This window comes from Bdellovibrio sp. HCB-110 (assembly GCF_047323225.1).
GTDB lineage: Bacteria > Bdellovibrionota > Bdellovibrionia > Bdellovibrionales > Bdellovibrionaceae > Bdellovibrio.
Window position 1 is genome coordinate 2001890 of the sequence record NZ_CP178750.1, and the last position, 25448, is coordinate 2027337.

A 25448-nucleotide genomic window follows, 5' to 3' on the forward strand; every position below is an offset into this window, starting at 1 on the left:
ATCGTATCAAAGATCCGAGTCACGTTGCGATTTTAAAACTTGCGGGTCCAAAAAGAAAAACCCCTTTAAAAGGGGTTTTTAATGATTAAAACTTAAGAAGGATTAGAAGTTCATCCCGAGGATCACGAGGAAGTTATAGAAATCCCCGGTGAGATTTTTATCCAGCTTCTCTGAGCCATCCACGTAGGATTTGTTCTCGTCACTGAAGTTCACATAGTGATAAGTCCCTTGAATTCCCAAGTAAGCTTTTTTACGCATCAAAGGAATCTCAAGACCCGCACCCAAATCAAAACCCATAGTGGAGTCACGGCTAAAGCCATCTAGACCTGCAATTGTATAAGTACGATAGAACTGACCAAGACCACCCAAGATGTACGGATTTAGATCCGCCAGGCCGCGAGTCACGTTTTGCGTGTTCAAGTAATACTTGAGGTCGAAATTCACTGACGTAACAGAAACGTTACCAGTGTAAGTTTTAGATTCATTATTGACGGTAAAGCGCACGGCATGGTCGCCAGTTTGGAATCCCAAACTCATAGCCAAGCGAAGATCAAAGAAGTAGCTTAAGAAAATACCGAAAGTCGGCGCACTTTCATAAGCATCTGCAAAGTTTCCTGTGAAGCCGCGATAACCGCCGGCAAGACCAATCGTAAAGAAGCGGCCGTTACGGAAGAAGTTGATGTCAGCTTCTTCGTCAGACTCTTCATCGAACTCACTGTAATCCGTGAACGGATCGTAAGCTTCGTCGGGATCGACTTGAGAAATGAGGTAAGATTTTTGATCTGACTGAGCGTAGGCTTGCGTTGGCAATAGAGAAAGACCAAGCAGGGACGCTAGAAGAATAAACTGAAATAGTGATGCTGCGGTTTTCACAAGTTCCCCCTCTGAGTATTATCGAATAAAAGAGGGCAAAACTTCAAAAAAAAGTATCAAAACGAAGTCTAGACTTCATCCTTTGTCTCAGTATGAAACATAAAATCTCGACCGAAGATCCCTTAAAGAGGTTCGGCTAAAGCTTTTTCGATTTCTTTAACAATGCTGTCCGAAGAAGGTTTGGTGATAGAACTCCATCTTTCGACCACGTCGCCTTTGCGATTGATAAGGAATTTTTCAAAATTCCAGCTCACATCGCTAAAAAGAAGACCTGGTTTTTTGCTCGTCAGAAATTGGTAAACTGGTTGTTTGTCTTTACCAGTGACAGGAGCTTTTTCAAAAAGAGGAAAGGTGATCCCGTATTCTTTTTCCGCGAACTTTTGAATTGCAGCGGCGTCTTCTTTTTCTTGTTTAAAGTCGTTGGATGGGAAAGCAAGAACGATAAATCCGCGGTCTGCGTATTTTTTGTACAATTCTTCAAGTTCTTTGAGTTGTGGAGCAAAGCCACATTGGGAAGCTGTGTTAACGACAAGAACCACTTTGCCTCTGTAGGTAGAGAAGTGAACCTTTTTGCCCGAGAGAGTCGTTGCTGAAAGTTCGAAGAAGTTGCTCGGCATATCGGCGGCCTTAGCGTCCAAAGTCGCTGTAGAAAATCCGAAAACCAGGGTTAAAATGAATAGAATACGCATGCTCACCTCGTCGCGGACTGAGTCTAAGAGGCTCCTTTGGGAATAACAAGAAAAAGCCCCTTAGGAATGTTTAGATGCAGTGCGCGGCTTTGACTTTAGAAGAGCCTGATTTTCTAATTATTACTTCAGGTTAGGTCCTTCTTTACTAAGGAGTAAAAATAGCGATGGAGTTGGGAAATCCGGTCATCTTGATTTCTGCTTTTGGGCGCGGTCACTGGTTGGCGGCAGCTTTGGCTCAAGAGGGTATTAAGACAACTCTTGTTGATGTCTCCACAAAGTTGGGAGTGTGGCCTTCTGAAGACGTTGAAGGGCCTTTTGGTTTTTTTAGAAACGAAAAAATTTCTGAATCACAAATGGAGCGTCTGTATGCGGACGACCCTTACGACGAAGTTCCCAATGGATTTACGTTGTGGCTTAAAGAAGGGCCCTTTGAATGCAAAGGTCCTACGACGAAATTCAAAATCGAAAAAGCTCCTCTTTCTTCTCATATCAAAGATTATATGTTGAGTGGTGCCAACACGAAGCTCAGTAAGGCTCTGTATAAAAATCTTGAAGCTTTTAATTTTGAACAAAGTTGGCTTTTGCATCTTGCTCATCAGTGGGCAGGTACAACGTACAAACCTAACGCTCAAGGCGCGCAGGCGGGGGAAGCTGTTCCTCTTTTTTCTTCGTTCCTAGTTCGTCAGGCCACTCGTAATGGTTTGGAAAAATCTTTGGAGTGGTTGGCGACAAAAGGTGTTGAGGTTATCAAACCTCATCAAATCGTCGACGTGTCTTTTGGTGGTGGGAAGTCGATCACGGGTTTAGAGTTGTCAGGCGAGAAGCAAGGTCTTTTCCGTGCAGAACAAATTGTGTGGATGCTCACCAGTGAAGAAACTTATTTCTTGAATGAACGTCTGGGGAAATACTTTTTTCCGGAAGGACCTTTGGAACCTGAGTGGTGCTGGGTTCGTTACCGTGTAAGTCTTCAGCAATGTTTTGAGAGAGACCATCTTCCTTCTCACACTTTGGTGATGAACGATCTGTACTCGCCCTGGACTCACGAGAATATGATGGTCCTGCAAAGAACGACTTTGGCGGATCAGTTTGATGTTTGGATGCGTATTCCAACGGTGCAGCGTTTTAATAAAGAATACCTCACAGTTCGCAGTCACCGTATGAAGGTGAATCTGGTCGAACGTATGTCCCTGTCAGAACCTCAAGTATTAAGTTTCCCGCAAGAGTATTATTATACTTATGCTCAACTCGGAGCTGCGCGCTTCCCGGTTTTCGGAGAAAAGCAAAGCTCACGTCGTGGAAAAGTTCTATACAGCAATTTGCAACTCGATGGTCCGGAAGAGTGGCCTCATTATTCATGGGGCGCTTATTTTGGACGTCATGAAATGATTTTAGGTCAGCTTGTGAATTGGTGGAAAGAAAAACTGTTGAAAGAGCAAAAAGAAAAGAGAAAGGAACAAGTTCCGTGATCGAAAGATACACCCGACCTGAAATGGGCCTTTTGTGGCATGCCGATCATAGATTCGGAAAAATGATGGAAGTGGAAATCGCCGTAGCTCAGGTGCAAGCCGAGATGGGGATCATTCCTAAAAATGCTGCGAAGGTGATTGCGCAAAAAGCTCGCTTCAACGTGAAACGTATTTCGGAGATTGAAAAAGAAACCAAGCACGATGTGATCGCGTTTGTTTCAAATTTGGCGGAAAATGTCGGACCTCAGGGCAAGTTCATTCACTACGGCATGACGTCTTCGGATGTTTTGGATACAGCTTTCAGTTTGCAAATTCGCGAGGCGGGAGCTGTGTTGATGAAATCCATCGACGGGCTTGAGAAGTCTTTAAAGTCTTTGGTGGTGAAGCATGCTGAAACTCTGTGTGCGGGACGCACTCACGGGATGTTTGCAGAGCCCACAACGTTTGGTTTTAAAATGGCGGGTTTCCTTGCCGAAACAGAGCGAAATAAAAAACGTGTGAAGGCCGCTTTAGATAACATGATGATCTGCAAGCTGAGTGGGGCCGTGGGCACTTATTCAAGTCAGCCACCTAAAGTGGAGGCAGCTGTTGCAAAAAAATTGCGTTTGAAAGCGGAAACAATCGCGACTCAGGTGATTCCTCGTGATCGCCACGCGGAAATGTTAAACGCGCTTGCGATTTTGGGAACGGGACTTGAGCGCCTGGCGGTGGAACTTCGTCATTTGCAACGCAGTGACGTTGCTGAAGTTACGGAAGGATTTACGAAGGGCCAAAAAGGTTCTTCAGCAATGCCTCATAAAAAAAATCCGATCAGCGCCGAAAATATCACGGGTCTTTCCCGTCTTCTTCGTGGATACGCCATTGCCGGACTTGAAAACGTGGCTTTGTGGCATGAGCGCGACATCAGTCACTCTTCTGTAGAGCGCGTGGTTTTTCCGGATGCCTTTATCGTTGCTGACTACGCTTTAAATCGCATGAGTATTTTGCTGGATGGTCTTGTTGTGAATAAAAAACGCATGCTCGACAATATTGAAAACTCTCAAGGTCAGATTTTCAGCTCTCACGTTTTGTTGGCTTTGGTGCAAAAAGGCATGCGTCGTGAAGACGCTTATGCTCTGGTGCAACGCCTGTGTCACTCTTTGGGGTATGGCGAGCACTTGAAGGATAAATTGATGGTGGACGATCAAGTTCGCGTTCTTTTAAAGCCGAAAGAAATTGATGAGATCTTCACGGGTAAAAAACATAAAAAGTCGATCAAAGACATTATCAAAAGAGTTTAATCGTGGCGCATTGGAAGTATTTTAATGAGGGTGATATTATTGATGTGGTGGCTCCGGGTTACCCATCAAAACCTCACGAAGTTGAGGGCGCCCATGATTTTCTTTTGAAGTGGAAATTGCAACCGCGCATTCCTAAAGGTCTTATTAAGCCGCACTTTCTGCACGCTCATGAAGACGAAGCGCGTTTTGCTTTTCTAAAGGCGGCCATTGAGTCCAAAGACTCTCGCGTGATCTGGTGTTTGCGTGGCGGTTACGGAAGCAATCGCTTGATCCCGATGCTCGCAAAATTAAAAAAGCCCAAAGAACCGAAACTTCTGATTGGCATTAGTGATATCACCTCCCTGCATTCGTTTTTTATTCAAGAGTGGGGTTGGTCGACATTGCATGCGCCGTTATTGGATCGCTTGGGAAGAAATCTTGTTTCGCCTAAGTTTGAAAAAGAATTGCATGAAATTTTATTCGGTCAGGAAACGGAAGTGGAATTTAAAAACCTCAAGCCGTTGAACGAGGCCGCTCGTAAGGTAAAAAATCTTAAATCTAAAATCGTCGGGGGAAATCTCACGGTTCTGCAGTCATCCATGGGAACTCCTTGGCAAATCGAGACGAAGAAATCTTTGTTGTTTGTGGAAGACATTGGTGAGCGAGGTTATCGCATTGATCGTATGTTTGAACAGTTCCGCCAAGCCGGACTCTTTAAACAGTGTCACGGTCTGATTTTAGGTGATTTTGTAGGGGGTGAGGAACCTTCTACGCAAAAGAATAATTTTAGATTGGTATTTAAACGCTGGGCCGAAGATTTAAACATTCCTTTATTTCAAGGAATGCAAGCCGGTCACGCGGTCATTCAAAGACCTGTCCCTTTTAATACACCTTGCATGTTGAATGTTGAAAAAGGGAAGGGCCACTTGGTTATTAAAACCGGAGGGCGTAAATAATGAAGTTTTCCGTCTTAGAAAAAAATCTTATTAAACAACTTGAAGAACGCATTCGCGACACCACGCCTGGCGTGATGGTGCGTGCTTATCAAGGTGGAAGAATCATCTGTGACGTGGCGGTAGGAAATACTTATGCTTACTATGATCTGGCCAGCTTAACAAAAGTGATCTTTACCACTCAGGCGATGATGTATGCTTTTGAGTTGGGAAAGTGGAATTTTGAAACAAAGGTCGCAGATCTTCTTTCTTGGTTTCCCCATAAAGAAACTAAAATCACAGAGCTTTTGACTCATAGTTCGGGCTTGGCGTGGTGGTTGCCTCTATACCAAGAGATCAACACCCAATTGCCGAAAGAAAAACGCCGCGAGCAATTAAAAGAAATTCTGCAAGGTCTTAAAATTGAAAAGCAAGAGACGGCTGTTTATTCCGATGTCGGTTTCTTGGTTTTAGGTTTTGTTTTGGAAAAACTCTTCGATAAACCTCTTCTGGATGTTTGGGAAGAAACCAAAAATAAATTCTATTTGGGAACGACATTAGAGTTTCATCCTGATAATCAGTTCACAACGCGCATGGGGCTTTTTGCGCCTACGGAAGAATGCCCCGTTCGTAAGAAGTTGATTCAAGGCGAAGTTCACGATTTGAACTGCTGGTCTTTGGGTGGGGTTTCGACTCATGCGGGTCTCTTCGGAAGTATCGACGATGCAGGTTGGTTCTCTTTGCATCTTCGTTCACAGCTAATGGGGATTGCTCGTTATTCTATTCGCCAGAAAACAGCTCAGCTTTTTGCTAGACGTGCTCTTCCTGAAGGAAAAGGTGATTGGGCGATGGGATATATGATGCCAACGCCTGGATCGGCAAGCTGCGGGACATACTTCTCGTTGGATTCTATCGGGCACACGGGATTTACAGGCACTTCAATTTGGTATGATCCGAAGATGGATATGAGTGTTATCATTTTATCCAATCGAGTTCTCTATGGCTCAGACAATAAAGCCTTTGGAAAATTGCGTCCCGAGATACATAATTGGATAGTCGAAAATTACCGACGTAGTGGAGTCTAGTATGAACTTAAAACCAGGCAGTCATATTCATTTGATGGGTATTTGTGGAACAGCCATGGCTTCTTTAGCGGGTCTTTTAAAAGACCGTGGATTTAAAATCACGGGCAGTGACTTAAATCCTTATCCTCCAATGTCGACTCAGTTAGAGAGTCTAGGTATCAACATCATGAAAGGGTATAAGGCTGAAAATCTTCATCCGACACCTGACTTCGTGATTGTTGGAAACGTGATTTCTGCAAATAACGAAGAAGCGCAAGAACTTATAAAGTTGGGAGTCTCATACACGTCTTTGCCTAAGGCGATGGGAGAGTTCATCATTGGGGATCGCGAGAGTGTGGTGATCTCGGGAACCCATGGTAAAACAACAACGACATCCATGATGTCGTGGGTTGCTGAAAATGCGGGAGTTAAACCAGGCTTCTTGATTGGTGGGATTCCTAAAAACTTCTCTCAGTCGTTTAAAAATCCAGAGGGGAATTTCTTTGTTATCGAGGGTGACGAATACGACACCGCTTTCTTTGATAAAGTTCCTAAGTTTGTTCACTATAAACCAAAGCACGTGATTTTAACCTCTGTTGAGTTTGATCATGCGGATATTTACAAAGACTTACAGGCCGTGAAAGATTCTTTCGCGCGTCTTATGACTTTGATTCCTGAAAATGGAACATTGCTTGCCTGTGCGGAAGATGCCAATGTCATGGAGCTTCGCCAGTTGGCAAAATGCAAAAACTCATTCACGTACGGATTTGGTGCCAATGCTGATTTCCGTGCGAAGGTTCTTTTCCAGAATGAAAAAGGTTTGGGATTTGAAGTTCATCACAAGGGTGAAATCTTGGGTCCTTACTCAATGCAAATCACAGGGGACTATAACATCTTAAATGCCACGGCTGTGGTGGCGATGTCGAAGTGTCTTGGTTTCTCTGAAAATAGAATTCAAATCGCGATGGAGTCCTTTGAGGGTGTTAAGCGCCGTCAAGAGATCCTGGGTGAACCCAATGGCATCCTTGTGATTGAGGACTTTGCCCATCATCCGACAGCAGTGCGTGAAACGGTGAAGGGGATTCAAAAGAAATATCCGGGCCGCAAAGTGTTCTCGGTATTTGAACCGCGAAGTGCGACGTCTCGTCGTAAGGTTTTCCAAAAAGACTATGTGGAGGCATTTAAAGGCTCTCACGAAGTGCTTTTGGCGAAGGCTTTTGATCAATCTAAGATTGATGAAGAGAATCGTTTTTCGTCCCATGAGTTGGTCAGTGACTTGAAAACTTCGGGCGTGACGGCAGAAGATTTTGATAGTGCCGATCAGATTGTTTCGGCCCTGAAATCTAGAGCAAAACGCGGTGATGTGATCCTTATCATGAGCAACGGTGGATTCGACGGAATCTACGGGAAACTGATGAGTGCCCTCGCTTAGGGGGCTTTTTGATCTCACAGTGAAACGCTTTGAGTGTTCCATAGGAAAAAATCTATGAAAAAGAAACACTTAATAAGTGATTTTCTGCGAAGTGTTCCATCTTGTTCTGAGACGCTTTCGAACGAGCTTTCAACTACTTATAGAAATATTTTTCACAGAAAGTGTTTCATTCTGTGAAATCCGCAGGGCAAGAAGCGGTGGTTCCGCATTTTTCCCCTCTGTCGTGAGTCACCTTTTTTTGAAATTTAGACGATAATGTATTCACTCGGGGGAGTGAAATATGAGGGGCTACAAGTTTCTAATTGTGGCTTCATTGGCATTTGCTACGGTGAATGCTAGTGCAGCTTCAGATGCGGATATGCGTAATGCCAAACGTCTCTATGAACGCATGACAGGGGTGAAGGTTTCGTCAAAAAAGGCGGAGCTGAAAACTGTTGCGGACTTGCTCGCGCTTGGTAAAAACGCTGAGGCAGCAAAATATATCACATCAACACCAGACTTTCTTAATGTGCAGATCAAGAATCTGTCGCTTCGTCTTTCTAATAAAGATGAATCGGTGAAAGTTCCGTTCAATGATTTTGCGGCTTTGATCGCCGGCGTTGTTCGCGATGACAAAGACTTCCGTCAAATTCTAACTTCAGACTACTATTACGACGTGACAGGTGTTGCATCGGAAAACGACAAAAGAACAAGATATTTTAACCAAAATAATTTCATCCCAGTTGAGACAAACTTTTTAGATTTAACAAAAGCTTTGGTTTTTAGAGGCCAACAACAAATGGTCACTGAAGCTTATGACACGCCTTATACTCAGGATCAAAAGTCTTATGACTTGATGATCACGAAAAACAATCCAGAAGCTGCGGGAGTATTTACGACCAGAACTTTCGCGGAAAGAAATCTGGGGGGTGGTTCCAACCGTCGCGCGGTGGAATTTTCATTAAAACAATTCCTTTGTGTTTCCATGGCTGAAGCGGCGGATTCCAGTGCTTCAGATCAGTACGTGGGTCGCGATGTTGAGCGCTTTCCCGCGGGAGACTATAATAAATATCTTACGAGCTGTAAGAGCTGTCACTCTGTGATGGACGGGATGCGCGGAGCTTTTGCAAAAATGGATTATGGCAACTTCACGAATTCCCAGGCCACAGGGGTCTATTCGCAAATGCACGGTGATTTCTTTAGAGATCAAGGCATTGCTGCTGTCTATGCGAAATATTTAACAGACGTGGTTAATCCAGCAACGGCGGCGATCATTCCAGATCTTGAAGTAAATCAGGAAAACTCTATTTATTATAAGACACGTTATGAATTCTTGATTGCTAGAGGAACTGCGGCGGCGACAGCGAAAACGAATCTTGACGCTGTGTTAAACACGATTCGTGATCCTCAAGTCGCTACGGATTTGATCGCGGACTTTCGCGCAAAGAAACAAACTGTTTTGGCGGATCTTAAAACGAATAGAAATAATGCAGATTACAGAACTCAATATGTTAAAGTGTGCCTCGATAATTTTAGCAGCACGACTTTGACTGAACAGCAACAGCAAGAGAAGTTCCTGCAATGCAACCTTGATAGCAAAAAAGATATGTCTGTGATTTATGCCCACTATTCTGATGTTCTTACTGCAAAGGGAACAGCAGTGGCAGAAAAAGATCGTCTTTTAGGTAAATTGATCAATAGAACCCGTCAGACGAATGGCAATTTGATAGTGCCGTATTTACAAGCAAAAGACCAATTGAAGTTGTTTCCACGCAACGCCTTCGACTCAGAAACGGGCGTGGCTACGAAAATGAATAAAGGAAGTTACCCTTACGGCTTCGTGGTGAAAAGCGATTCATTCGTGAATAACGCCGTGTTGGGAAGTAAGTCGACTTTCTTTGGTTGGAGAGGTGCGAATAAATCCGGCGGAAATGGTCCTAAGGATTTTGGTCGCATGCTTTCCGAGTCCCGAAGATTCAGTCAGTGTATGGCAAAACGCGTATACGAAAGCGTTTGTCTTAAAAAGTTAGAAGCGACTCAGTACACGACACTCGTTCGTTTGGGAGATCGTTTTGAAGCTTTGAATTACAGCCTAAAAAGCCTCTATCAGGATATTGCTCTGGATCCTGTGTGTGGCGTAATGAAGGAGGAGTAAGCCATGAAGACAAGAAATAAAATTGGCGCATTCATCGGTATTACTTTTTCATTCTTATTTATGGGGATCGGCTTTCAAAACTGCGCCCAGCAAATGGATATGGCAAGTCTTGAAGTGAACGATGTGAATGGAAACTCAACGGGCAGTGGCTCGGAAACACCTGTAACGAAAGTTCAAAGTGATATCGGTGCCGCACCAACGGATGCTAAACAAACTTTGGAATCCATGATGTCCCTTTTGGGATTAACTCCCAAGGACATTAACATGACTCAGGTCAATGGCGAGATCAACTATCGTCGCAACCTTTTGGTTCCGCAAAATGATATTTCTTTGTTGAACTCACCCTCTATCATCGCAATGACATCGTTGGCGGGTGTGGTTTGTAAGCAGGCCGTGGATAAAGAGAAAAAAGGAACTAAGGATATCTTTAAGTTCATTAACTTTACACAAGGTCCAAAGTCCTACGGAAAAATGGGTGCTATCAACACTTATATTTCTTTGGCGGATCGCTTGTGGATGCGTAAACCTTCAAAAGAGGAACTTCAGTTCTTCACTGAAGCCGTGGACGAATACTTTAGCACTTTGGATTCAGTGGCGATGGGGAAAGCTACTGAATCCGATAAACTTGCAGTTTTTATCTGCACGGGCATGTTAGCAGTACCCGAATCATATCTTCTGTAAACGGGCACGAGGGGAATTGGGGGAATCATGAAAAACGATAAACTAAAAAAAGTCTTGGATGAAAAGACCGATTTGCCAGGCCTCCGTCTGTCTCGCCGCGAATTGCTCGAGGCAGGGGTTATTTCATTCGCAGCTCGCGTGGCTGTTCCAGGTGCTGTTACGTCCATTTTAACTATGACTCAAAGAGCGGAAGCACAAGCGGCGGGAGCCATGATGCCGTTTGTGACTTTAAGCTTAAGTGGGGGAGCGGCCCTTCACGGAAACTTCGTCGTAAAAAATGCGGGCGGAGATCTTTTGAGTGCTTATACAAAACTGGGTCTGGGTAAAACAGGCTTTGCGACTGAAAGACTTTTAGGGGCGGATTTCGCAGCAACAGCACAAATGCATAAAGGCATTCAATCGGTGGCGTCCAGCGCGGCTCTTTCAAAAGCCCGTCTAGTGGCTCTTTGCACAAACACAGCTAACGATACTGCGGGTCAGGCGGCCCTTCGTCCGTTCTATGATCTTTCGGGTCCTCTTGAAAAAGCAGGTCTTGTCGGAAAAATTTTGCCGGCAGTTCATCAAGGAACAAACGCAGAAAACTTGAAACCTGTTTTCGGCGCGCCGAATTCAGTCTTGGATATCGCAAGCCTTGATTCGATGTTCGGAGCTTTGAATTACTCCAGTATTCTTGCAGACAACGGTTTATTGAGTAAAAAACAAAAAGATGCACTCAGTTCGTTCATCGGTAAGATGACGAAATCACAAATCGCTAAATTAAATTCTAAAGATGATGGTCTGAAAACAGCTTTGGAAGAAGCGGGTATCAAGTCCGGCGAAATCATTAAAGCCGGTGGGGCTTCTGGCGTAGATCCTCGTAAAGATGCCAACGTTCAAGCAGTTTATCAAATCGCCGCGAACACGGCAGCCAACAATGCCACGGCTATGTCGGCGGGTGTTGTTTATAATGCTTTGAATGGCAACGTTTCTCATGGTCGCATCACTTTGGGTGGTTACGACTATCATGCGCCGGGATTAAGAACAACGGCCGATAAAAAAGACTTCGATGCGGGAGTGCAAATTGGTCGCATGTTGGAATTGGCTTTGCGTATGAAAAAGCCTCTCTTTATTCTTGTGACGACAGACGGAGCTTGCGTTTCGGAAACTTCTGATTCGGCGACAAGCATTTGGTCTAGTGACTACTCATCGTCATTGCAGTTCATTATCGCTTTTGATCCGAATGGTAAAGTCACTTCCAGCGGAACTCAGATCGGTCACTACTTGAGCGATCAAAGTGTGGATACAACAACACTGGTGGGTTCTCGTCCGGATTACGTGGCGGCGGCTGTTCTTGCGAACTATTTAAATTTGAATAAGAAATTGGGGATGTTCAAACAACTGGCTCCGGCAACACTTCAAGCCGACGACGTTGAAAAAGTAGTTAAATTGCACGTTGCTTAAGAGGGGATGACAATGAGAATGAGTAAAACTCAGGCTCTTAAAATTTTAGGCACAGTTTCTGGAACAGTTCTACTTTTAGTGGCTTTCCAAAACTGCGGGCAACAATTGGGGGAAGGTTTTCAGATCGACACCAAGGCTGTTCAGTTAAACAGTAGTGGCAACTCTTTGGGAGGCGTTGATCAAGAAACAGAACCTGAAGGTGAAGAAGATGATGATTCAGGGGAAGCCTCTACCGGAGATCTTTGCGAGGATCAATTGCTTGCGAAGTTCGCTTCGGGTTATCACTCGTTCTTAAAACAAAACTGTGCGGGTTGCCATGATGGAAATCATGAGGCTCCGGCGTTTGCTTCTAAGAACGTTTTAAATTCCTATCAAGTATTTAAAGACAAAGGTTACCTCGCTATTTCAAACAATGCTGTCAGTGCAACTCACAATCCGCCTGCGACGGGTTCTCATCACAATGGAGCCATCAGCAGTTTGAAAGCAGAGTGGGCCGCAGCGCAAACGGCGTGGTTGTCTTGTAAGGGCACGGATGGTGCTGATAAATCCGTTGTGACTTTGTCGAAAACAAATGCGGCGATTGTAAATAGCAAGGCCAATGCCTCCTATTGGGGAACGTTGACTTGGAATTTAAGTAGCGACATGCCGGCAAACAGCGCGAAATTCCCTCTTTCGGTTTCCGTGGAAGCTCAGGTGGCGAAAGTCAGCGGCAATGAAGTGGGTTATGCGGTTCGCAATCCGACGATGTCTATTACGTCGGGAACTGCGAAGTATCGCGTGAAAGCGTTGTTCTTCTATGTGAATGACAAGCTTTTAGATTCTGCGACAGTTTATCGCAACATCAATGCGGTTGTCTGCCCAGGAACTCCGTTGAATTTAGCGCCAGTAGGAAATGCGCAACTTCTTGTGATGGCTTCAACGAAAACAACGGATAAGTTTGCTCTGCAATTCACTTCTATTGAAAAGGCCGAGTCCACGGCAACTTGTGGTACCGGATCGACGGACACTCCCGTGATCGATGATACACCAGCGTCGGTGAGTTTCGCGCAATTGACAGCGACATCGGGAACTTTGAATGTGTTTAGAACTCAATGTTTCAGTTGCCATCAAGGATCTGGAGCCAGTGGTGGTCTTGACTTGAGTAACTATAATTCATCGAAGGCTTCCGCTAGTAAGATTCTGACTCGTATTAACGACGCAGGAAGCCCAATGCCTCGTTCGGGTCTGATGTCATCAAAAATGCGTGCTATCGTCGAGAAATGGGTGACGACAGGAACGCCTCAGAACTAATATATGGACTGGTTTTTAGCACCACTCTGGCGTGCTGAAAACCAGCGGTATTAGCCAATTTTTGAAAGGGCTTCCAGGGCGGCATTTCGAACGGCCTTGCGCTCGTCGGAATTCGACATCTTCTTTAATTTTGGTTTTGCCTTTATCGCATTTAATATACCACAAGCGACACAAGCATTTTGCCGAACGTACCATTGAGGATCAGAAAGTGATTTTTGAATTTGCGGGAGTATCGACGGGTCCTTTATTGCCATTAGAGCATAAAGGGCATTGACCCGAATTCCGCCGCTTTCATCATTTAAAAGCAGGATGGATATTTTCTTTGTCCCTTTTTTGTACTTCATCTTTCCTAGGCCTCTCAGAGCATGAAGCCGGACCGTCATTCTTTCATCATCAAGAGCGTTAAGAAGAAGAGGAGCGGCTCTTTTATCGCCAATGGCTCCTAGAGCTTGAAGTGCCCACTTTTGAATTCGTGGCTTTTGATCATTCTTTGCAGCTTCCATTAAGCGCGGAATAGCACTCTTTCCAACGCCAACCAACTTAGTGATGATTTTTTCTGCGGCTTTATCACTTTGGGTATCTAGCATTTCAATTAAAGTCGATAATGTAGTTGTCGACATTCTCTATCTCCTCTTGGAACTGATCTAATCTACCTCAGTTTTTATTATAGAGTCTACAGTGACCAAATCAGATCTCGTTAATCGTACTTTTTATTATTATCTTTAAATATTTTACTAACGCGTCTTGGATACATCAAGATAGTCCCCATTGTTGAGCGAACAACAGATTATGGGTCCGGCACAAAATTCTTAAATTTTCCGGGGAATCACTTCCTCCACGTGCTAATGGAATGTGGTGGTCGATCTGCAGTTGATAAGTGCTCTTGCACTTTGTCCCGGTTATGGGCGCAACATATTCGCAACAGTAATTGGCTTTTTTAAGGAGTTTTCTTTTTAAGGTAATTTTAATGTTCTTTCTTTTTCGCTGAGTCGTGAAGCTTGGTGTTAATTTTTGGGCCGAATCCGTTTTTTCCGTTATATCGGAGTTATCTGGCTTCTCGGCTTCAATGACATTTTTCACTGAATCGACATTCTTTGTCGATTTTCCCATTTCTTTTTGAATATGTTTTTTTGCTAAAAGTGTGAATAGCTCAGCCCAATTCCCATGAGGCAAAATATGCGACAATAAATCTTTAGCTTGGTGAAGAGTTTTCATTTGTTTCTCTGTAAAGGTTAGCTCCAAACGGAAGCCATTATCTTGTTGAGGTTTTATAACCTCATAAGTCTGAATGGGATGATTGAATTCCTGGGCGAGATATTTTTGAGTTTCAAAGCTGGACTTATTTTGAATCTCTTCCAAGATGTGAGTTGTTTGCTGGGCATCGACTTTATGGCCCAGTCTGATTTCCTGCTTTATGCATTTTTGCACTTGGGTCAATTGAGTTAGATTCAATGTGCCTTCTTCGAGTTTTTCCGCAACAGCGGGAACCTGTTTCAATAGGCGTGCTGCTTGCAGCCTGCGATAGGCACTGTCTTCGCCGTAACCTAATTGCTTGGTCAGATATTTAAACATGGAATCAAATCCCAGTTCAGCATAGAGCCTGCGCGATTCGACTTCATTGATGTGACATAAAATCAAATGCGTGATCTTTCTTTCCGTGCGAGTTAACTTTTCCAAACGATTCAACAACTCGACGCTGGGGATTTTTGAAAGGTCCATAAGTTCTCCTGTGAAATTAAAAAACTTCCTCAAAGAACTTCTACCACAGGGTTTTATTTTTCACTTTTTGAGGTTTTTTTAAAATTCAAAGAGAATGACTGGAGGCCATTTATAGCCGGAGTATTGTTCACCGGGGCTCTATACCGCGTGCAGATTCCTCCACGAGAGATCGACCTCGAGGTTGACGGAAGAATTTCATCAAGGACTCGCTACGAAGAGCGATATCTCGTCAAGCATTTTTGCGTTACAATTTAAGTGACACCAAGCTTCTTGGTAGAGCGGTATTATACGATCGGTTCGGTAAATATAATAGCAGTAGATATTATCCAAACATTTGAAACAAGAAACGTAAAGTCTGGAGCTCGATATGGAGCGGAAAAACCCAGTGTTCATCTAGGTTTCGCAAAGCAATCAAATACTTTTCTTTCCCGCTCAGGAAGAGCGGGAAACAGCTTACTCACGGATGGTGGAAGATCGCGCTATTGTTTCTGCCGGAAAAATCAACTCTACAATTCATTCACGCAAAGCTAAAGTAATAGAATAACGTTCATACGAGTGTGCAAAACTCTACACAAAAAACTTCAATGCAGGATTCTTAAACATCTACCTTTCAAAATTAACGCCAAGTTTCTTGCATACGCGGTAAAAATGACCATAAAACTGCCAACTAACGCAGCGCGCTTGTCTGTGAAGTAACTTGCTAGTTAAACCCTCCATTTTCCCTCTCAGATGCGATGCGTTTTTGAGTGAAATGCTGCTTTGCCTTAGATAACTTTTTTGACCTATGTCGAATCAAACTCCGCTCATGAAACAGTTCTGGGACATTAAGTCCGTTCACCAAGATAAGATTCTCCTTTTCCGTATGGGAGACTTCTTTGAAATGTTCTTTGATGATGCCGTCAAAGCCGCTCCGGTGATCGGTATCGCCCTCACACAAAGAAATAAAAAATCCCAAGACGAAACGCCGATGTGCGGAGTGCCTCATCACTCGATCGCAGGGCCGATCAATAAACTTTTAGCGGCGGGTTTTAAAGTCGCTATTTGTGATCAGCTAGAAGATCCGAAGATGGCCAAGGGGATCGTGAAGCGCGGGGTGACTCGTGTTTTAACTCCGGGCATGGTTTACGACTCTGACACTTTGGATGGAACAAAACCTCACTACCTTGTGAGTTTGGATAAAGAGTCGATCAGTTTCCTAGATACAACGACAGGGGAGGCGTTCTTCTTTAGATCGCAAAAAACATCGGAGCTTTTGCGTTTCTTGCAGATTCTTCCTGTGGCTGAAATCGTAATTGCCAGTGAAGACGAGTCTTTGCTGACGGGTGTAGATGGCGTATTGATCAGCCGTCACGATGAATTGGCAGATGCTCTTCACGATCTTTTGAAAAATGAGGCGCCGATGTCGGCGGCTCGTTTGATTTCTTATGTAAAAAATCTTTCTGGCGAAGACGCTTTGGCGACACTGTCTCCATTTGTTGAAAGAGATCTGGAACACCGTCTTGAAATCTCAGGAACGGTTCTTCGTCATCTTGAAGTCTTTTCGACATACAAAGGCGAAGGTCTGGGAAGTTTATTCCACGCTATCAACCGCACGCAAACTTCGGCGGGAAGCCGTCTTCTTCGTCAGTGGTTGAGTTTCCCTTTGCGCGATTCTAAAGCGATTGAGCAACGCTTAAATTCAGTCGAGTTCTGGCGCAGTCACGTTGTTGAACTTAAACGCGTCCGTCAGATCTTGGGACAAATGGGCGATATTGAACGTCGCTTGGGTAAGATCTCTCAACCTCAGTGCAATGGTCGTGATCTTCTGGCTTTGGCGGGAAGTGTTCATGCCGGTGTGAGCGCCCTTGAAGTTTTAGTTCATGCTTCCGGCGGGACTGCTAATTTTGAACCTCTTCGCGAGCTCGCTTATAAAATCGAACGCACGATTGTCGAAGAACCACCTTTAACGACAAAACAAGGCTACTTGATTCGCCAAGGTGTTTCGGCGGAGCTGGATGAGTTGATTGACCTTTCAACACACTCTCAAGCTTTGGTGGCGCGTATGGAAGCGGATGAAAAAGAAAAGACCGGAATCTCCAGTCTTAAAATTCGCTACAACAACGTCTTTGGTTATTACATTGAAATCACGAACACGCACAAAGACAAGGCACCGTCTCATTATCAAAGAAAACAAACTTTGACGAATGCGGAACGCTATTGCACGGACGAATTGGTCGAGCTTGAAAGAAAAGTTTTGAGTGCCAATACAAAACGCGCTGATTTGGAATTTGAATTCTTTGAAGCTCTTCGCAAACAAATTCTTTCTCAATGTCCGGCTTTGTTAAGCTTGGCTCACGAGTGCAGCGAAGTGGACGTGGTTTCAGGTCTTGCCTGGTTGAGCCTTGAAGAAAAATATGTCCGCCCTCAATTTACGACGGATGGCTCTTTGAAACTCAAAGCGGGTCGTCATCCGGTGGTTGAACAAACTGTGAAAAAGAACTTTGTGGCCAACGACATTGAACTTCGCCCTCACTCTTGTTTGCTTTTAACGGGGCCGAACATGGCCGGTAAGTCGACGCTGATGAGACAGGTGGCCTTGATTGCGATCTTAGCGCAAATGGGATCTTTTGTTCCTTGTGATGAAGCGGCGTTGCCGATCTTTGATGCGATCTTCACCCGTATTGGGGCTAGTGACCAGTTGTCTGAAGGTCTTTCAACTTTCATGGTGGAAATGACAGAGACTTCGGCGATGTTAAAAAATGCGACCAAGGACTCTTTGGTCATTTTGGATGAGGTCGGACGTGGGACGAGTACGTTTGATGGTATGTGCCTGGCACAATCCATTCTTGAACATCTTTTAAGTGATGTGAAAGCTTTGACCTTCTTTGCGACTCACTATCACGAGCTGACGTCTTTGGATCAAAGTTTTGCACAGATCACGAACGCTCATATGACGGTGGCCGAGAGAAACGGAGAAATCCGTTTCTTACACACTCTTGTAAAAGGTCCGGCTTTGAAGTCTTACGGTGTTCAAGTGGCGGAGCTTGCTGGACTTCCACCTTCAGTCACGAAGCGTGCAAAAAGTTTGTTGCGCGAAGTGGAATCAAAACGTGTTCAAGCGACAAGCCAGCTTTCTTTGTTGGATTCTTTTGCTAGCGAAACGATTCCGACAGATATGCCAACACCAAAACTTCCAGAAGAGATTAAGAGTTTGATGGCGGAAGTTGAAAAATTCCCGCTCATGCAAATGAGTCCGCTGGATGCCATGAACCAGATCGCAAAATGGAAAGAAATTGTCGCTCGCACAGGACAGGAAGTTTAAAAGTGGCGCAAAAGTCATTCTTGAATTCAGAGCAGTGGGAACAAGCGCAAGAAGTTTTGACCCCGCCTCTTATGACACCTGACGGAGATGTTCGTCAGGTGTTTTGTTTTTCAACCGAGAACTTTTCCAATTGGTTGGGCGCTCGCTTAGAAGAAATTTTTAAATCCTCTAAAGAGTGGGAAGACTGTCATCCGATCATCCTAGGGTCCTGGGCCCGCGAAGAGCTCAGTCCTAAATCGGACATTGATGTTCTTTTCTGTGGTGATGAAGAAAAAGTAAAAAAGTTTGTCGATCAAGTTCAAGAACAAGGTTTGAAACTTCGCTATCGCATGCCTCACAATCCCGAGGATTGGACAGAGAATGTGGAAGCCTTTGATATTCTTGCTTTGCTCAAAGCCCGTCCTTGGACGCCAGAGGGAGCCAAGAAGCTTTTTGAACAGCAAAAGAAAATCTGGGCTAAGAAGAAATACTATCGTCGCATTCTTCTAAAGGCCGTTAAAGATGAGCGTAAAAACCGCGAGAAGCGTTTTGACTCGATTACCAACTATCTAGAACCGAATATAAAATATGGTCCAGGTGGTTTGCGAGATCTTGAACAAGGTCTTCAGATCTATGAACTCTTTGCGGAAAAGTTCACGCACCCCGGACATGCTTTAAATGTCTTGCAGTATTATCGCAGCTACTTCCTCAATCTCCGTCAGAAGCTTCACTTGGAAGGTCATGGCGATATTCTTTCTAACGCTATTCAGTTTGATCTTGGTAAATGGATGGGATTTAAGACCCACAAAGATTTTATGCGAGATTTGCAGCGGGGGCTTTCGCGCGTGCATTTTTATTCGGACTGGATTGTCGATGTTGCGGAAGCTTCTGAAAAAGAACTAAAGCACATTGAAAATCTGGAATTCAAAAAAATCGAAGATCTCACATCTGCGTTACATAAAAACTCCAGCGTTCTTGTGCAAAAGAAAGTCCGTGAAAATCTCGATGCTCTTTTGCCGGATAAAAATGTAAAGACCACGGCTCGACGTCGTGGTGCCGCTTTAGAACAAGTTCTTAGTGTTAAAGAAACAGATGAAGTTCTGGTGAGTGTGTTTCGCTCGCGCCTGATTGATAAATTGGTGCCTGAAATCCGCCGTTTGGTGGGCTATGTTCAACACGATCAGTATCATCGCTTTACGGCCGACTCACACATCATGCAGGCTTGTCGTGAGGTCAAACGCGTTTATAAAAAATCCTCTGAGTTAGGTCCGCTGAAGTTCATTCATAAAAATCTTTCTCTGGAGGATTGGCGCATTCTTTCGTGGAGCTGTTTGTATCACGATCTCGCAAAAGGTCTTGAAAGCTCAGAGCATCACTCGGACTTGGGAGTCACGATCACAGAGAGGGATTTTAAATCCTACGGTTTAAGCAAAACTTTAACTGATGAAGTCAAGTGGATGGTGCAAAACCATTTGGAACTCTCACAAGCTGCTTTCAGAAAAAATCCTAAGGACCCGAAAGTGTGGCAGGAACTTCGTCAAAAGGGAGTCGAGGGCTCGCGTCTTTATCGATTGGCTCTTTTTACGGCGATTGATATTCGCGCCACGAATCCCGAAGCTTGGAATGAGTGGAAAGCCAAACTTCTTAAAGAACTTGTGATCAGCTTGGAGTCTAAAAAGGCCCAGGATTATTTTGATTTTCAAACTTTGCGTCTTCGTAAAAAACTGCAAATTCCGTCAGAGGTCATCGAAGAGCTAGGTCCTGTTTTATTGGACAGTCTTTCTGTTAAAGAATTGGTCGACGATATGAAAAAGGCCGAACTCAGTGAGACGTCTTTAAAGCCCCGTGTTTATAAAAATCGCAAAGGGGAGATCTGGATTCGCTTTCACGAAAAGAAAGACCGCCAAGGCATCCTCAGCGATTATGTGGGGCAATTGTATTCCCTGGGTTTGGGAATTCGCAATGCCTCCATTCATACGCTTTCTAAAGTGGGTGTTTACGATTGGTTCCAGGTTGCGACTTCAAAAAATATTCAAACACTCACCAAGGTTTTGGAAAACGCACAGGTTCAATCCAAGCCAGTTCCCGCAGTTAAGTTTGATGCCATTCAACTTGTCAGTGCAGATGAAAAAGAATTGGTGATTAGTTTTAAAGGTCCGGATCAGGCAGGGCTGCTAGCGTCGGCGGCAAGATCTTTAAGTGACTTGGGTGTGAGTGTAAAGTCAGCTCGTGTGCACACCTGGGGTCGTCAGGTTGACGATATCTTTTGTGTGAAGGCAGATCGAGAGCCCCAAGAACTGCTTGCGTCCTTGAGGCAGCGATATCAACTGGATTAGTTGCTGTTGTTTTTCTTTTTAGCCGCGCCGGTGATACCGGTGTGGTTGCGCCAGTTGTATTGAGGATCTGTTTTAGTACGGTTGTGCCAAGCTTCCCATTTTTTCTTTGGAAGTTTGTGTGACACATTTCCTTTTTCGTCGAAAATGTCTGGATCTTTTCCTACTAAAAAATCGCCAATGGCTTTGAGAATTCCCATTTTAAAAACCGCTCCTTAGATAAGGCTTTAATATAAGCGAGGAGCGGCCTGAAGGGAAAGACTGAATTCAAAGAACTTATGCTGCTTGTCAAAATACGAGTAAAGTCTTAAGAGCGGGGATTTGCGCAAACGTCGATGATATCAAGACCACGGTCTTCAGAGACTTTGCCGGCACCCTTATAGAAATTAAAGCACTGTTGAGCTGCGCCTTCATAGGCGTCCTCATAACTGGCAGCGGATCTCTTGATTTCTAGGGTTTGGCCCGAGAGTTTGTATTTGAAAGTATATTCTTTTTCGGGAGTGCCCTTGCTTGACCAAGCAAACGAAGTGCACGAGAAAGCTAAAAGTGCGATCGTGATAAGTGTTTTCATAAGTTCCCCCTTGTTCAGGTTTCAGTCTTTGTCTTTTATAGGAGCAAGGGGTGGGCCATGGGTGCCATAAAAACAAGGCTAAATCATCATGTAAGCTATTGAAAATACATAGGAAAATGGTCTCATAATGGGTCATGCCAGAATAGGGGTGTTAAAGCCCTCACATGACAGGTTTGGGAATGCGGTTGAATATACTTTAGACACTCGCTAAGCTCTAAAAAAGCCAAGAAAAATCATAACCAAGGACGTGTCTGATGAGATTTCTTCTATTTGCTCTTTTGAGTCTTTCATTCTCAAATTCTTTCGCAGTCACTCGTGGTCAGTTCGTGGGTCTGCAAATGCTCGTGAATATTTGGTCGTCATCCTATGACGGGTCTGTGGATGGTTCTCCTCAGGTGTTGTATGCGGCGATGGACCGTCCCGAGCAAGACTCCATGGTCGGTCGTGGAAAAGCTCTCGATATGCCGCAAAAAGTTCTGAATTTTATTTGCGCTAAAAAGGCTGAAAACAACTATCAGTGCTCCATCACAATTCACAGATCTAACTTTGCATCGATTGCTCCGGGCAAAGCGCAATTCGTAGCTCGTGGTGAGGATGCCAAAGCCATGTTTGAGCAGTTTCACACGCAGAACGGACGCTTTTCTTATCGCGATGAAATGTCGACTTTTTCCATTGAAGCGACCCCTGAAATTTTCGTAATGAAATTTGACGCTAACGGTCTCTAGAATACCTGGCTGATCCGAGTATTTATGCTATAAAAACCCTCCTCGGGGGAGGGTTTTTCAATGAGACATTTGATTGCCTTAGTTTTGTTCGTATTTTCGATTTCAACACAGGCGCAAACTCTGTTTGTCAGTGACGTCGACGACACCATCAAACTTGCCAATGTTCTAGATATTTCTGAAGCCGCTCGTTACGCTTTTGATGATAAGAGCCGCTTTATGGGAATGAGTGAGCTTTACAATCTTATCGCTAAAGAAAACTCCGATCTTTCTATCGTTTATCTTTCCAAAGCCCCAGAGTGGTTTATGAAGGGAACTCACCGCAGCTTCCTCACTAAAGGGAAATTCCCGCAAGGCACTTACATCGGTCGCACGAATTATGATGGCGATGTTCATAAGATTAAAAATCTGCGCAAGCTCATGAACGATATCAAACCTCGCAAGGTTATCTTTATCGGAGACAACGGCGAGCAAGACGCCGATGTTTATGCGGCGATTGTTAAAGAATATGCCAATCAAGGAATTGAGTTTCATCAATTCATCCGTATTGTCTATTCAAAGACTTTCTTCGTTGAATGGGGAGCGCAGCTGCTTGACGGACAAATTGGTTTTGTCACACCTATTGAGATCGCTTTGGAATTGGAAAAAGAACATCTTCTCAGTTCTCAATCCGTCCAGTCTTTGATGACAACAGTGGCGGTAGATCTGATTAAAGCTAAGACTTATGGAGCTGAAGGTGATGTCGCTTTCCCATATTTCGTGAATTGCAGCGATTTTGTGTGGAAATGGGATGACAGTCTTCCTCGTTTTGATGTGATGCCACTACTAAAGGCTCGTATTGTAGATCGTTGCCGAATTAAGCCGTAAGATAAGATTCATGTTATTAAAGTATCAGTTACCTCGCGTTTACGAAAATATTCTGCCTCGAGAAATTTTAGAGTTTTCTCCAGATGAACAAAAAGCCACCTGCGATACCTGCGCGATGTCTCGTCCAAGACATCGCGGGAAGGTTCATTATCGCGAGGATCTGAAGTGCTGCACTTTTCATCCTTTTCTTCCTAACTACATGGTTGGGGCTCTTTTTAACGAGTCCTCGTCAACAGAAGCTCATCGCATTTTTCGCGACAAGATAGAGCGCCGGGAGTACGCCTTACCTATTGGTTTGGTGGCACCGGTTCGCTATCAGGTAGAATTCAACAACCGCCAAGAAGGCGATTTTGGTCAGCGGGAAGACTGGCTTTGCCCGTACTACAATAAAGAAAAGCAGAACTGCAACGTGTGGAGAAATCGCGGTGTGGTTTGCACGACGTTTTTCTGTAAAAGCTCCTATGGTAAACCCGGTCTTAAGTTTTGGGAGAAAATGGGAAGCTATCTTTGGTACGTGGAGTTGGCACTTCTTGAAGAAGCTTTGGTGATGTTGGATTTTTCGCCTCGTCAGATTATGACTTTACTTGATTATCACAATCGTCACGACGGCACGGCGGCTGAAAAGAAATCTTGGGTGATGCCGGAAGCAAAAGCCAAAGAACTTTGGAACGGCTACTATGACGACCAAGAAGGTTTTTATAAAAAGTGTTATGATGTCGTTGCGAATATGGATAAGAAGGCATTCCATGAACTTATCGGTGAGCAAGGGCAATCTCTCGAAGAAGATATTTTTACGATTCTGCCAACGTTGAAAGTGATTTAGAAAATGTTAAGCATCCAAGAAAGACAAAATAAAATTATCCAGGATTTTTCAGCGCTCACTCAGTGGGAAGATCGTTATAAAAAAATTATTGAGATGGGAAAAGCCCTTCCGGAAATGCCGGAAAATTTGAAGACAGAGCAGAACGCGGTGAAAGGCTGCCAGTCACAAGTCTGGTTGTCGGCAAACTTAAATGAACAGGGCCAGATGATGCTTCAAGGTGACAGTGATGCACTCATTGTGAAGGGTCTAGTCGGTCTGCTTTTATCTGTATATTCTGGTGCAACTCCGAGTGAAATTCTCGCAACTCCTCCGGAGTTTTTGAAAGCTTTGGGCTTTGAAGGAAACCTTTCTCCTAGCAGGGCCAACGGCTTGCACTCGATGCTTAAGCAAATCAAACTCTACGCAACGGCCTTCGACTATCTACTAAAAACAAAAAAATAGTTTGTTTTTCCCTGTCAATTTACAGAGACTTTTTTAAGAGGGGAATGTTCAGGAAGAACGTTCAGAGGGGAAAAAGTGAAAAGGAATTCATTCGTGGCGGCCGTCAGTGTCGCTGTTGCAGCAACGTTTTCAGTTGGATTTGTCAATATCACACCCAAAGTTATCTACGGCGACGACAATCGTGTTGACGTCTATCAAGTTGAAAGAGCGGATATTCGTGATGTCGCTGACTCAACGGTCGCTTTGATTCCAACAAGAAGTATCGTGAATAACGGAAATGGAATGGTGAAAATTCTTTCTTCGCAATATGGCCAAGAAATGAATCTTTGCACTGATGAGCCTTTCTTTGATCAGCCAACAGCGGCGAACTGTTCAGGTTCCCTTGTGGGTGATGATTTAATCGCGACGGCAGGTCACTGTGTGAGTAATTCAGATTGTTCAAAATACGCTTTCGTATTTGGTTTTAAAATGGCGGATGCAAAAACAGCTCCGGAATCAGTTTCAGCATCGGAAGTTTATAACTGCAAAGAAATCGTAGCTCGTGAATACACAAGCGCTCAGGATTATGCTCTTGTTCGTTTGGATCGTCCGGTCCGTGGTCATAGACCTCTGACTTTGCAACAAACTCCAGTGCAACCAGGGGATGCGATCTACGTTGTTGGTCATCCGTCAGGTTTGCCAACAAAGTATGCTGACGGTGCGGGCGTGCGCAGTCAGCAAGGTACATATTTCCAAGCTAACTTGGATACGTACGGTGGTAATTCGGGTTCAGCAGTATTTAATGCAAGAACAAATGAAGTTGTCGGCATCCTTGTGCGTGGTGCTGCTGATTTTACGTATGACAGAGCAAGAAAATGCACGGCGAGTGCGAAATGTACAGACGATGGCTGTCGTGGTGAAGATGTCACAAACATCTCTTACATCGTAGATGCTTTGAAAAAGTAATTTAAATAAAATAGATGAAGTATAAAAAGGGGAGCCAAAGGGGCTCCCTTTTTTATTGTACGTTGGTTGGAGTTTCGGATTGTTCCATATTGTTTGTATTGGGACGATCGCGAAGCTCTCCATCCCCAGGACAAGTTGTGCTGTGAGTTTCAACTTTTGCTAAATCTCGCAATTTACCTTCTCTTACTTGTTGGGCTGCAGGGCATGGCACTAAAGAAGGATCTTTTTCCATGGAGCTTGCAGGATCGCGTTGTGTTTGTTTTTTTAAGGTGTCCTGAGCCTCTTTGCGATTTACCATTTTTTCAGAAGCGGAACTCTCGCCATTCACTTGTGATTTCTCAGTGTACGGCACACCTTCTACAAGGTGAGGGATGATTAAGAGAAAGGCTACTAGAAGAGCTGTTCTCATAACTACCTCCTATTTTGAGTGTTATTACTGCATTACTGAATGCACTGTTATTTTAACACGGGCCTCAGGTTGCGGAGG

The 25448-nt window shown here is 44.2% G+C and carries 23 protein-coding genes; 16 read left to right on the forward strand and 7 right to left on the reverse strand.

The genetic code is table 11. The features are described from left to right. Positions 1–102 precede the first annotated feature (102 nt). Both ACL934_RS09685 and ACL934_RS09690 read right to left on the reverse strand, forming a co-directional pair. Positions 103–873 carry an outer membrane beta-barrel protein gene (locus tag ACL934_RS09685; protein ID WP_374080335.1) on the reverse strand — a complete coding sequence of 257 codons (771 nt, stop codon included), beginning with the start codon at positions 871–873 and terminating at the stop codon, positions 103–105. A 122-nt stretch (positions 874–995) separates the two neighbouring features. Continuing rightward, positions 996–1490 carry a glutathione peroxidase gene (locus ACL934_RS09690; protein WP_374080465.1) on the reverse strand — a complete coding sequence of 165 codons (495 nt, stop codon included), beginning with the start codon at positions 1488–1490 and terminating at the stop codon, positions 996–998. Positions 1491–1726: 236 nt separating this feature from the next. On the opposite strand from ACL934_RS09690, the gene ACL934_RS09695 reads away from it, so the two are divergent. The 9 genes from ACL934_RS09695 (at position 1727) to ACL934_RS09735 (ending at position 13260) form a co-directional block, all read left to right on the forward strand. Next, on the forward strand, positions 1727–3028 hold the full coding sequence (locus ACL934_RS09695; RefSeq protein ID WP_413613460.1) for a hypothetical protein: 1302 nt from the start codon (positions 1727–1729) through the stop codon (positions 3026–3028). Then, positions 3025–4308 (forward strand): adenylosuccinate lyase, encoded by a 1284-nt coding sequence (gene purB / locus ACL934_RS09700; RefSeq protein ID WP_413613495.1) that lies wholly within the window; start codon positions 3025–3027, stop codon positions 4306–4308. The genes ACL934_RS09695 and purB overlap by 4 nt, the downstream gene beginning before the upstream one ends. A gap of 2 nt (positions 4309–4310) precedes the next feature. Continuing rightward, positions 4311–5243 (forward strand): S66 peptidase family protein, encoded by a 933-nt coding sequence (locus ACL934_RS09705; RefSeq protein WP_413613461.1) that lies wholly within the window; start codon positions 4311–4313, stop codon positions 5241–5243. Then, positions 5243–6304 carry a serine hydrolase domain-containing protein gene (locus ACL934_RS09710; RefSeq protein WP_374080338.1) on the forward strand — a complete coding sequence of 354 codons (1062 nt, stop codon included), beginning with the start codon at positions 5243–5245 and terminating at the stop codon, positions 6302–6304. Before ACL934_RS09705 ends, ACL934_RS09710 begins: the two co-directional genes overlap by 1 nt. A gap of 1 nt (position 6305) precedes the next feature. After that, complete coding sequence (mpl, locus tag ACL934_RS09715) at positions 6306–7715, forward strand: UDP-N-acetylmuramate:L-alanyl-gamma-D-glutamyl-meso-diaminopimelate ligase (RefSeq protein WP_413613462.1); 1410 nt, start codon at positions 6306–6308, stop codon at positions 7713–7715. 280 nt (positions 7716–7995) lie between these two features. Beyond that, a complete protein-coding gene (locus ACL934_RS09720) occupies positions 7996–9849 on the forward strand; it encodes a hypothetical protein (protein ID WP_413613463.1) in 1854 nt (617 codons plus the stop codon). Positions 9850–9852: 3 nt separating this feature from the next. Then, positions 9853–10530 carry a hypothetical protein gene (locus ACL934_RS09725; RefSeq protein ID WP_374080341.1) on the forward strand — a complete coding sequence of 226 codons (678 nt, stop codon included), beginning with the start codon at positions 9853–9855 and terminating at the stop codon, positions 10528–10530. Between the two features lie 27 nt (positions 10531–10557). Continuing rightward, a complete protein-coding gene (locus ACL934_RS09730; RefSeq protein ID WP_413613464.1) occupies positions 10558–11970 on the forward strand; it encodes a hypothetical protein in 1413 nt (470 codons plus the stop codon). Positions 11971–11982: 12 nt separating this feature from the next. Next, complete coding sequence (locus ACL934_RS09735) at positions 11983–13260, forward strand: hypothetical protein (protein ID WP_413613465.1); 1278 nt, start codon at positions 11983–11985, stop codon at positions 13258–13260. A 50-nt stretch (positions 13261–13310) separates the two neighbouring features. Here ACL934_RS09735 and ACL934_RS09740 read toward each other — a convergent pair whose 3' ends face one another. After that, complete coding sequence (locus ACL934_RS09740) at positions 13311–13880, reverse strand: HEAT repeat domain-containing protein (RefSeq protein ID WP_413613466.1); 570 nt, start codon at positions 13878–13880, stop codon at positions 13311–13313. A 133-nt stretch (positions 13881–14013) separates the two neighbouring features. Beyond that, the gene (locus tag ACL934_RS09745; RefSeq protein WP_413613467.1) at positions 14014–14979 is read right to left on the reverse strand and encodes an HNH endonuclease; all 966 of its coding nucleotides are present in this window, start codon (positions 14977–14979) and stop codon (positions 14014–14016) included. Positions 14980–15784: 805 nt separating this feature from the next. On the opposite strand from ACL934_RS09745, the gene mutS reads away from it, so the two are divergent. Together mutS and ACL934_RS09755 are read left to right on the forward strand one after the other, a co-directional pair. Next, positions 15785–18280 (forward strand): DNA mismatch repair protein MutS, encoded by a 2496-nt coding sequence (gene mutS, locus ACL934_RS09750; RefSeq protein ID WP_413613468.1) that lies wholly within the window; start codon positions 15785–15787, stop codon positions 18278–18280. Positions 18281–18282: 2 nt separating this feature from the next. Further along, positions 18283–20595 carry an HD domain-containing protein gene (locus tag ACL934_RS09755; protein WP_413613469.1) on the forward strand — a complete coding sequence of 771 codons (2313 nt, stop codon included), beginning with the start codon at positions 18283–18285 and terminating at the stop codon, positions 20593–20595. On the opposite strand, the gene ACL934_RS09760 is transcribed toward ACL934_RS09755, so the two are convergent. Together ACL934_RS09760 and ACL934_RS09765 are read right to left on the reverse strand one after the other, a co-directional pair. Continuing rightward, positions 20592–20792 (reverse strand): hypothetical protein, encoded by a 201-nt coding sequence (locus tag ACL934_RS09760; protein ID WP_413613470.1) that lies wholly within the window; start codon positions 20790–20792, stop codon positions 20592–20594. The two genes, ACL934_RS09755 and ACL934_RS09760, sit on opposite strands and share 4 nt — an antisense overlap. 107 nt (positions 20793–20899) lie before the next feature. Then, on the reverse strand, positions 20900–21163 hold the full coding sequence (locus tag ACL934_RS09765; protein WP_374080353.1) for a hypothetical protein: 264 nt from the start codon (positions 21161–21163) through the stop codon (positions 20900–20902). 254 nt (positions 21164–21417) lie between these two features. Between ACL934_RS09765 and ACL934_RS09770 the strand changes: the two genes are divergently transcribed. From ACL934_RS09770 to ACL934_RS09790, 5 genes are all read left to right on the forward strand, one after another. After that, the gene (locus ACL934_RS09770) at positions 21418–21888 is read left to right on the forward strand and encodes a hypothetical protein (protein WP_374080354.1); all 471 of its coding nucleotides are present in this window, start codon (positions 21418–21420) and stop codon (positions 21886–21888) included. A gap of 60 nt (positions 21889–21948) precedes the next feature. Further along, the gene (locus ACL934_RS09775; RefSeq protein ID WP_413613471.1) at positions 21949–22752 is read left to right on the forward strand and encodes a phosphatase domain-containing protein; all 804 of its coding nucleotides are present in this window, start codon (positions 21949–21951) and stop codon (positions 22750–22752) included. A 10-nt stretch (positions 22753–22762) separates the two neighbouring features. Beyond that, the gene (locus tag ACL934_RS09780) at positions 22763–23575 is read left to right on the forward strand and encodes a hypothetical protein (protein WP_374080357.1); all 813 of its coding nucleotides are present in this window, start codon (positions 22763–22765) and stop codon (positions 23573–23575) included. Positions 23576–23578: 3 nt separating this feature from the next. After that, positions 23579–24016: a SufE family protein gene (locus tag ACL934_RS09785; RefSeq protein ID WP_374080359.1), complete on the forward strand. Its 438-nt coding sequence runs from the start codon at positions 23579–23581 to the stop codon at positions 24014–24016. Between the two features lie 75 nt (positions 24017–24091). After that, complete coding sequence (locus ACL934_RS09790) at positions 24092–24961, forward strand: trypsin-like serine peptidase (protein ID WP_413613472.1); 870 nt, start codon at positions 24092–24094, stop codon at positions 24959–24961. Between the two features lie 52 nt (positions 24962–25013). Here the strand turns inward: ACL934_RS09790 and ACL934_RS09795 are convergent, their stop codons facing one another. Continuing rightward, positions 25014–25370: a hypothetical protein gene (locus ACL934_RS09795; RefSeq protein WP_374080361.1), complete on the reverse strand. Its 357-nt coding sequence runs from the start codon at positions 25368–25370 to the stop codon at positions 25014–25016. Positions 25371–25448: the final 78 nt, after the last annotated feature.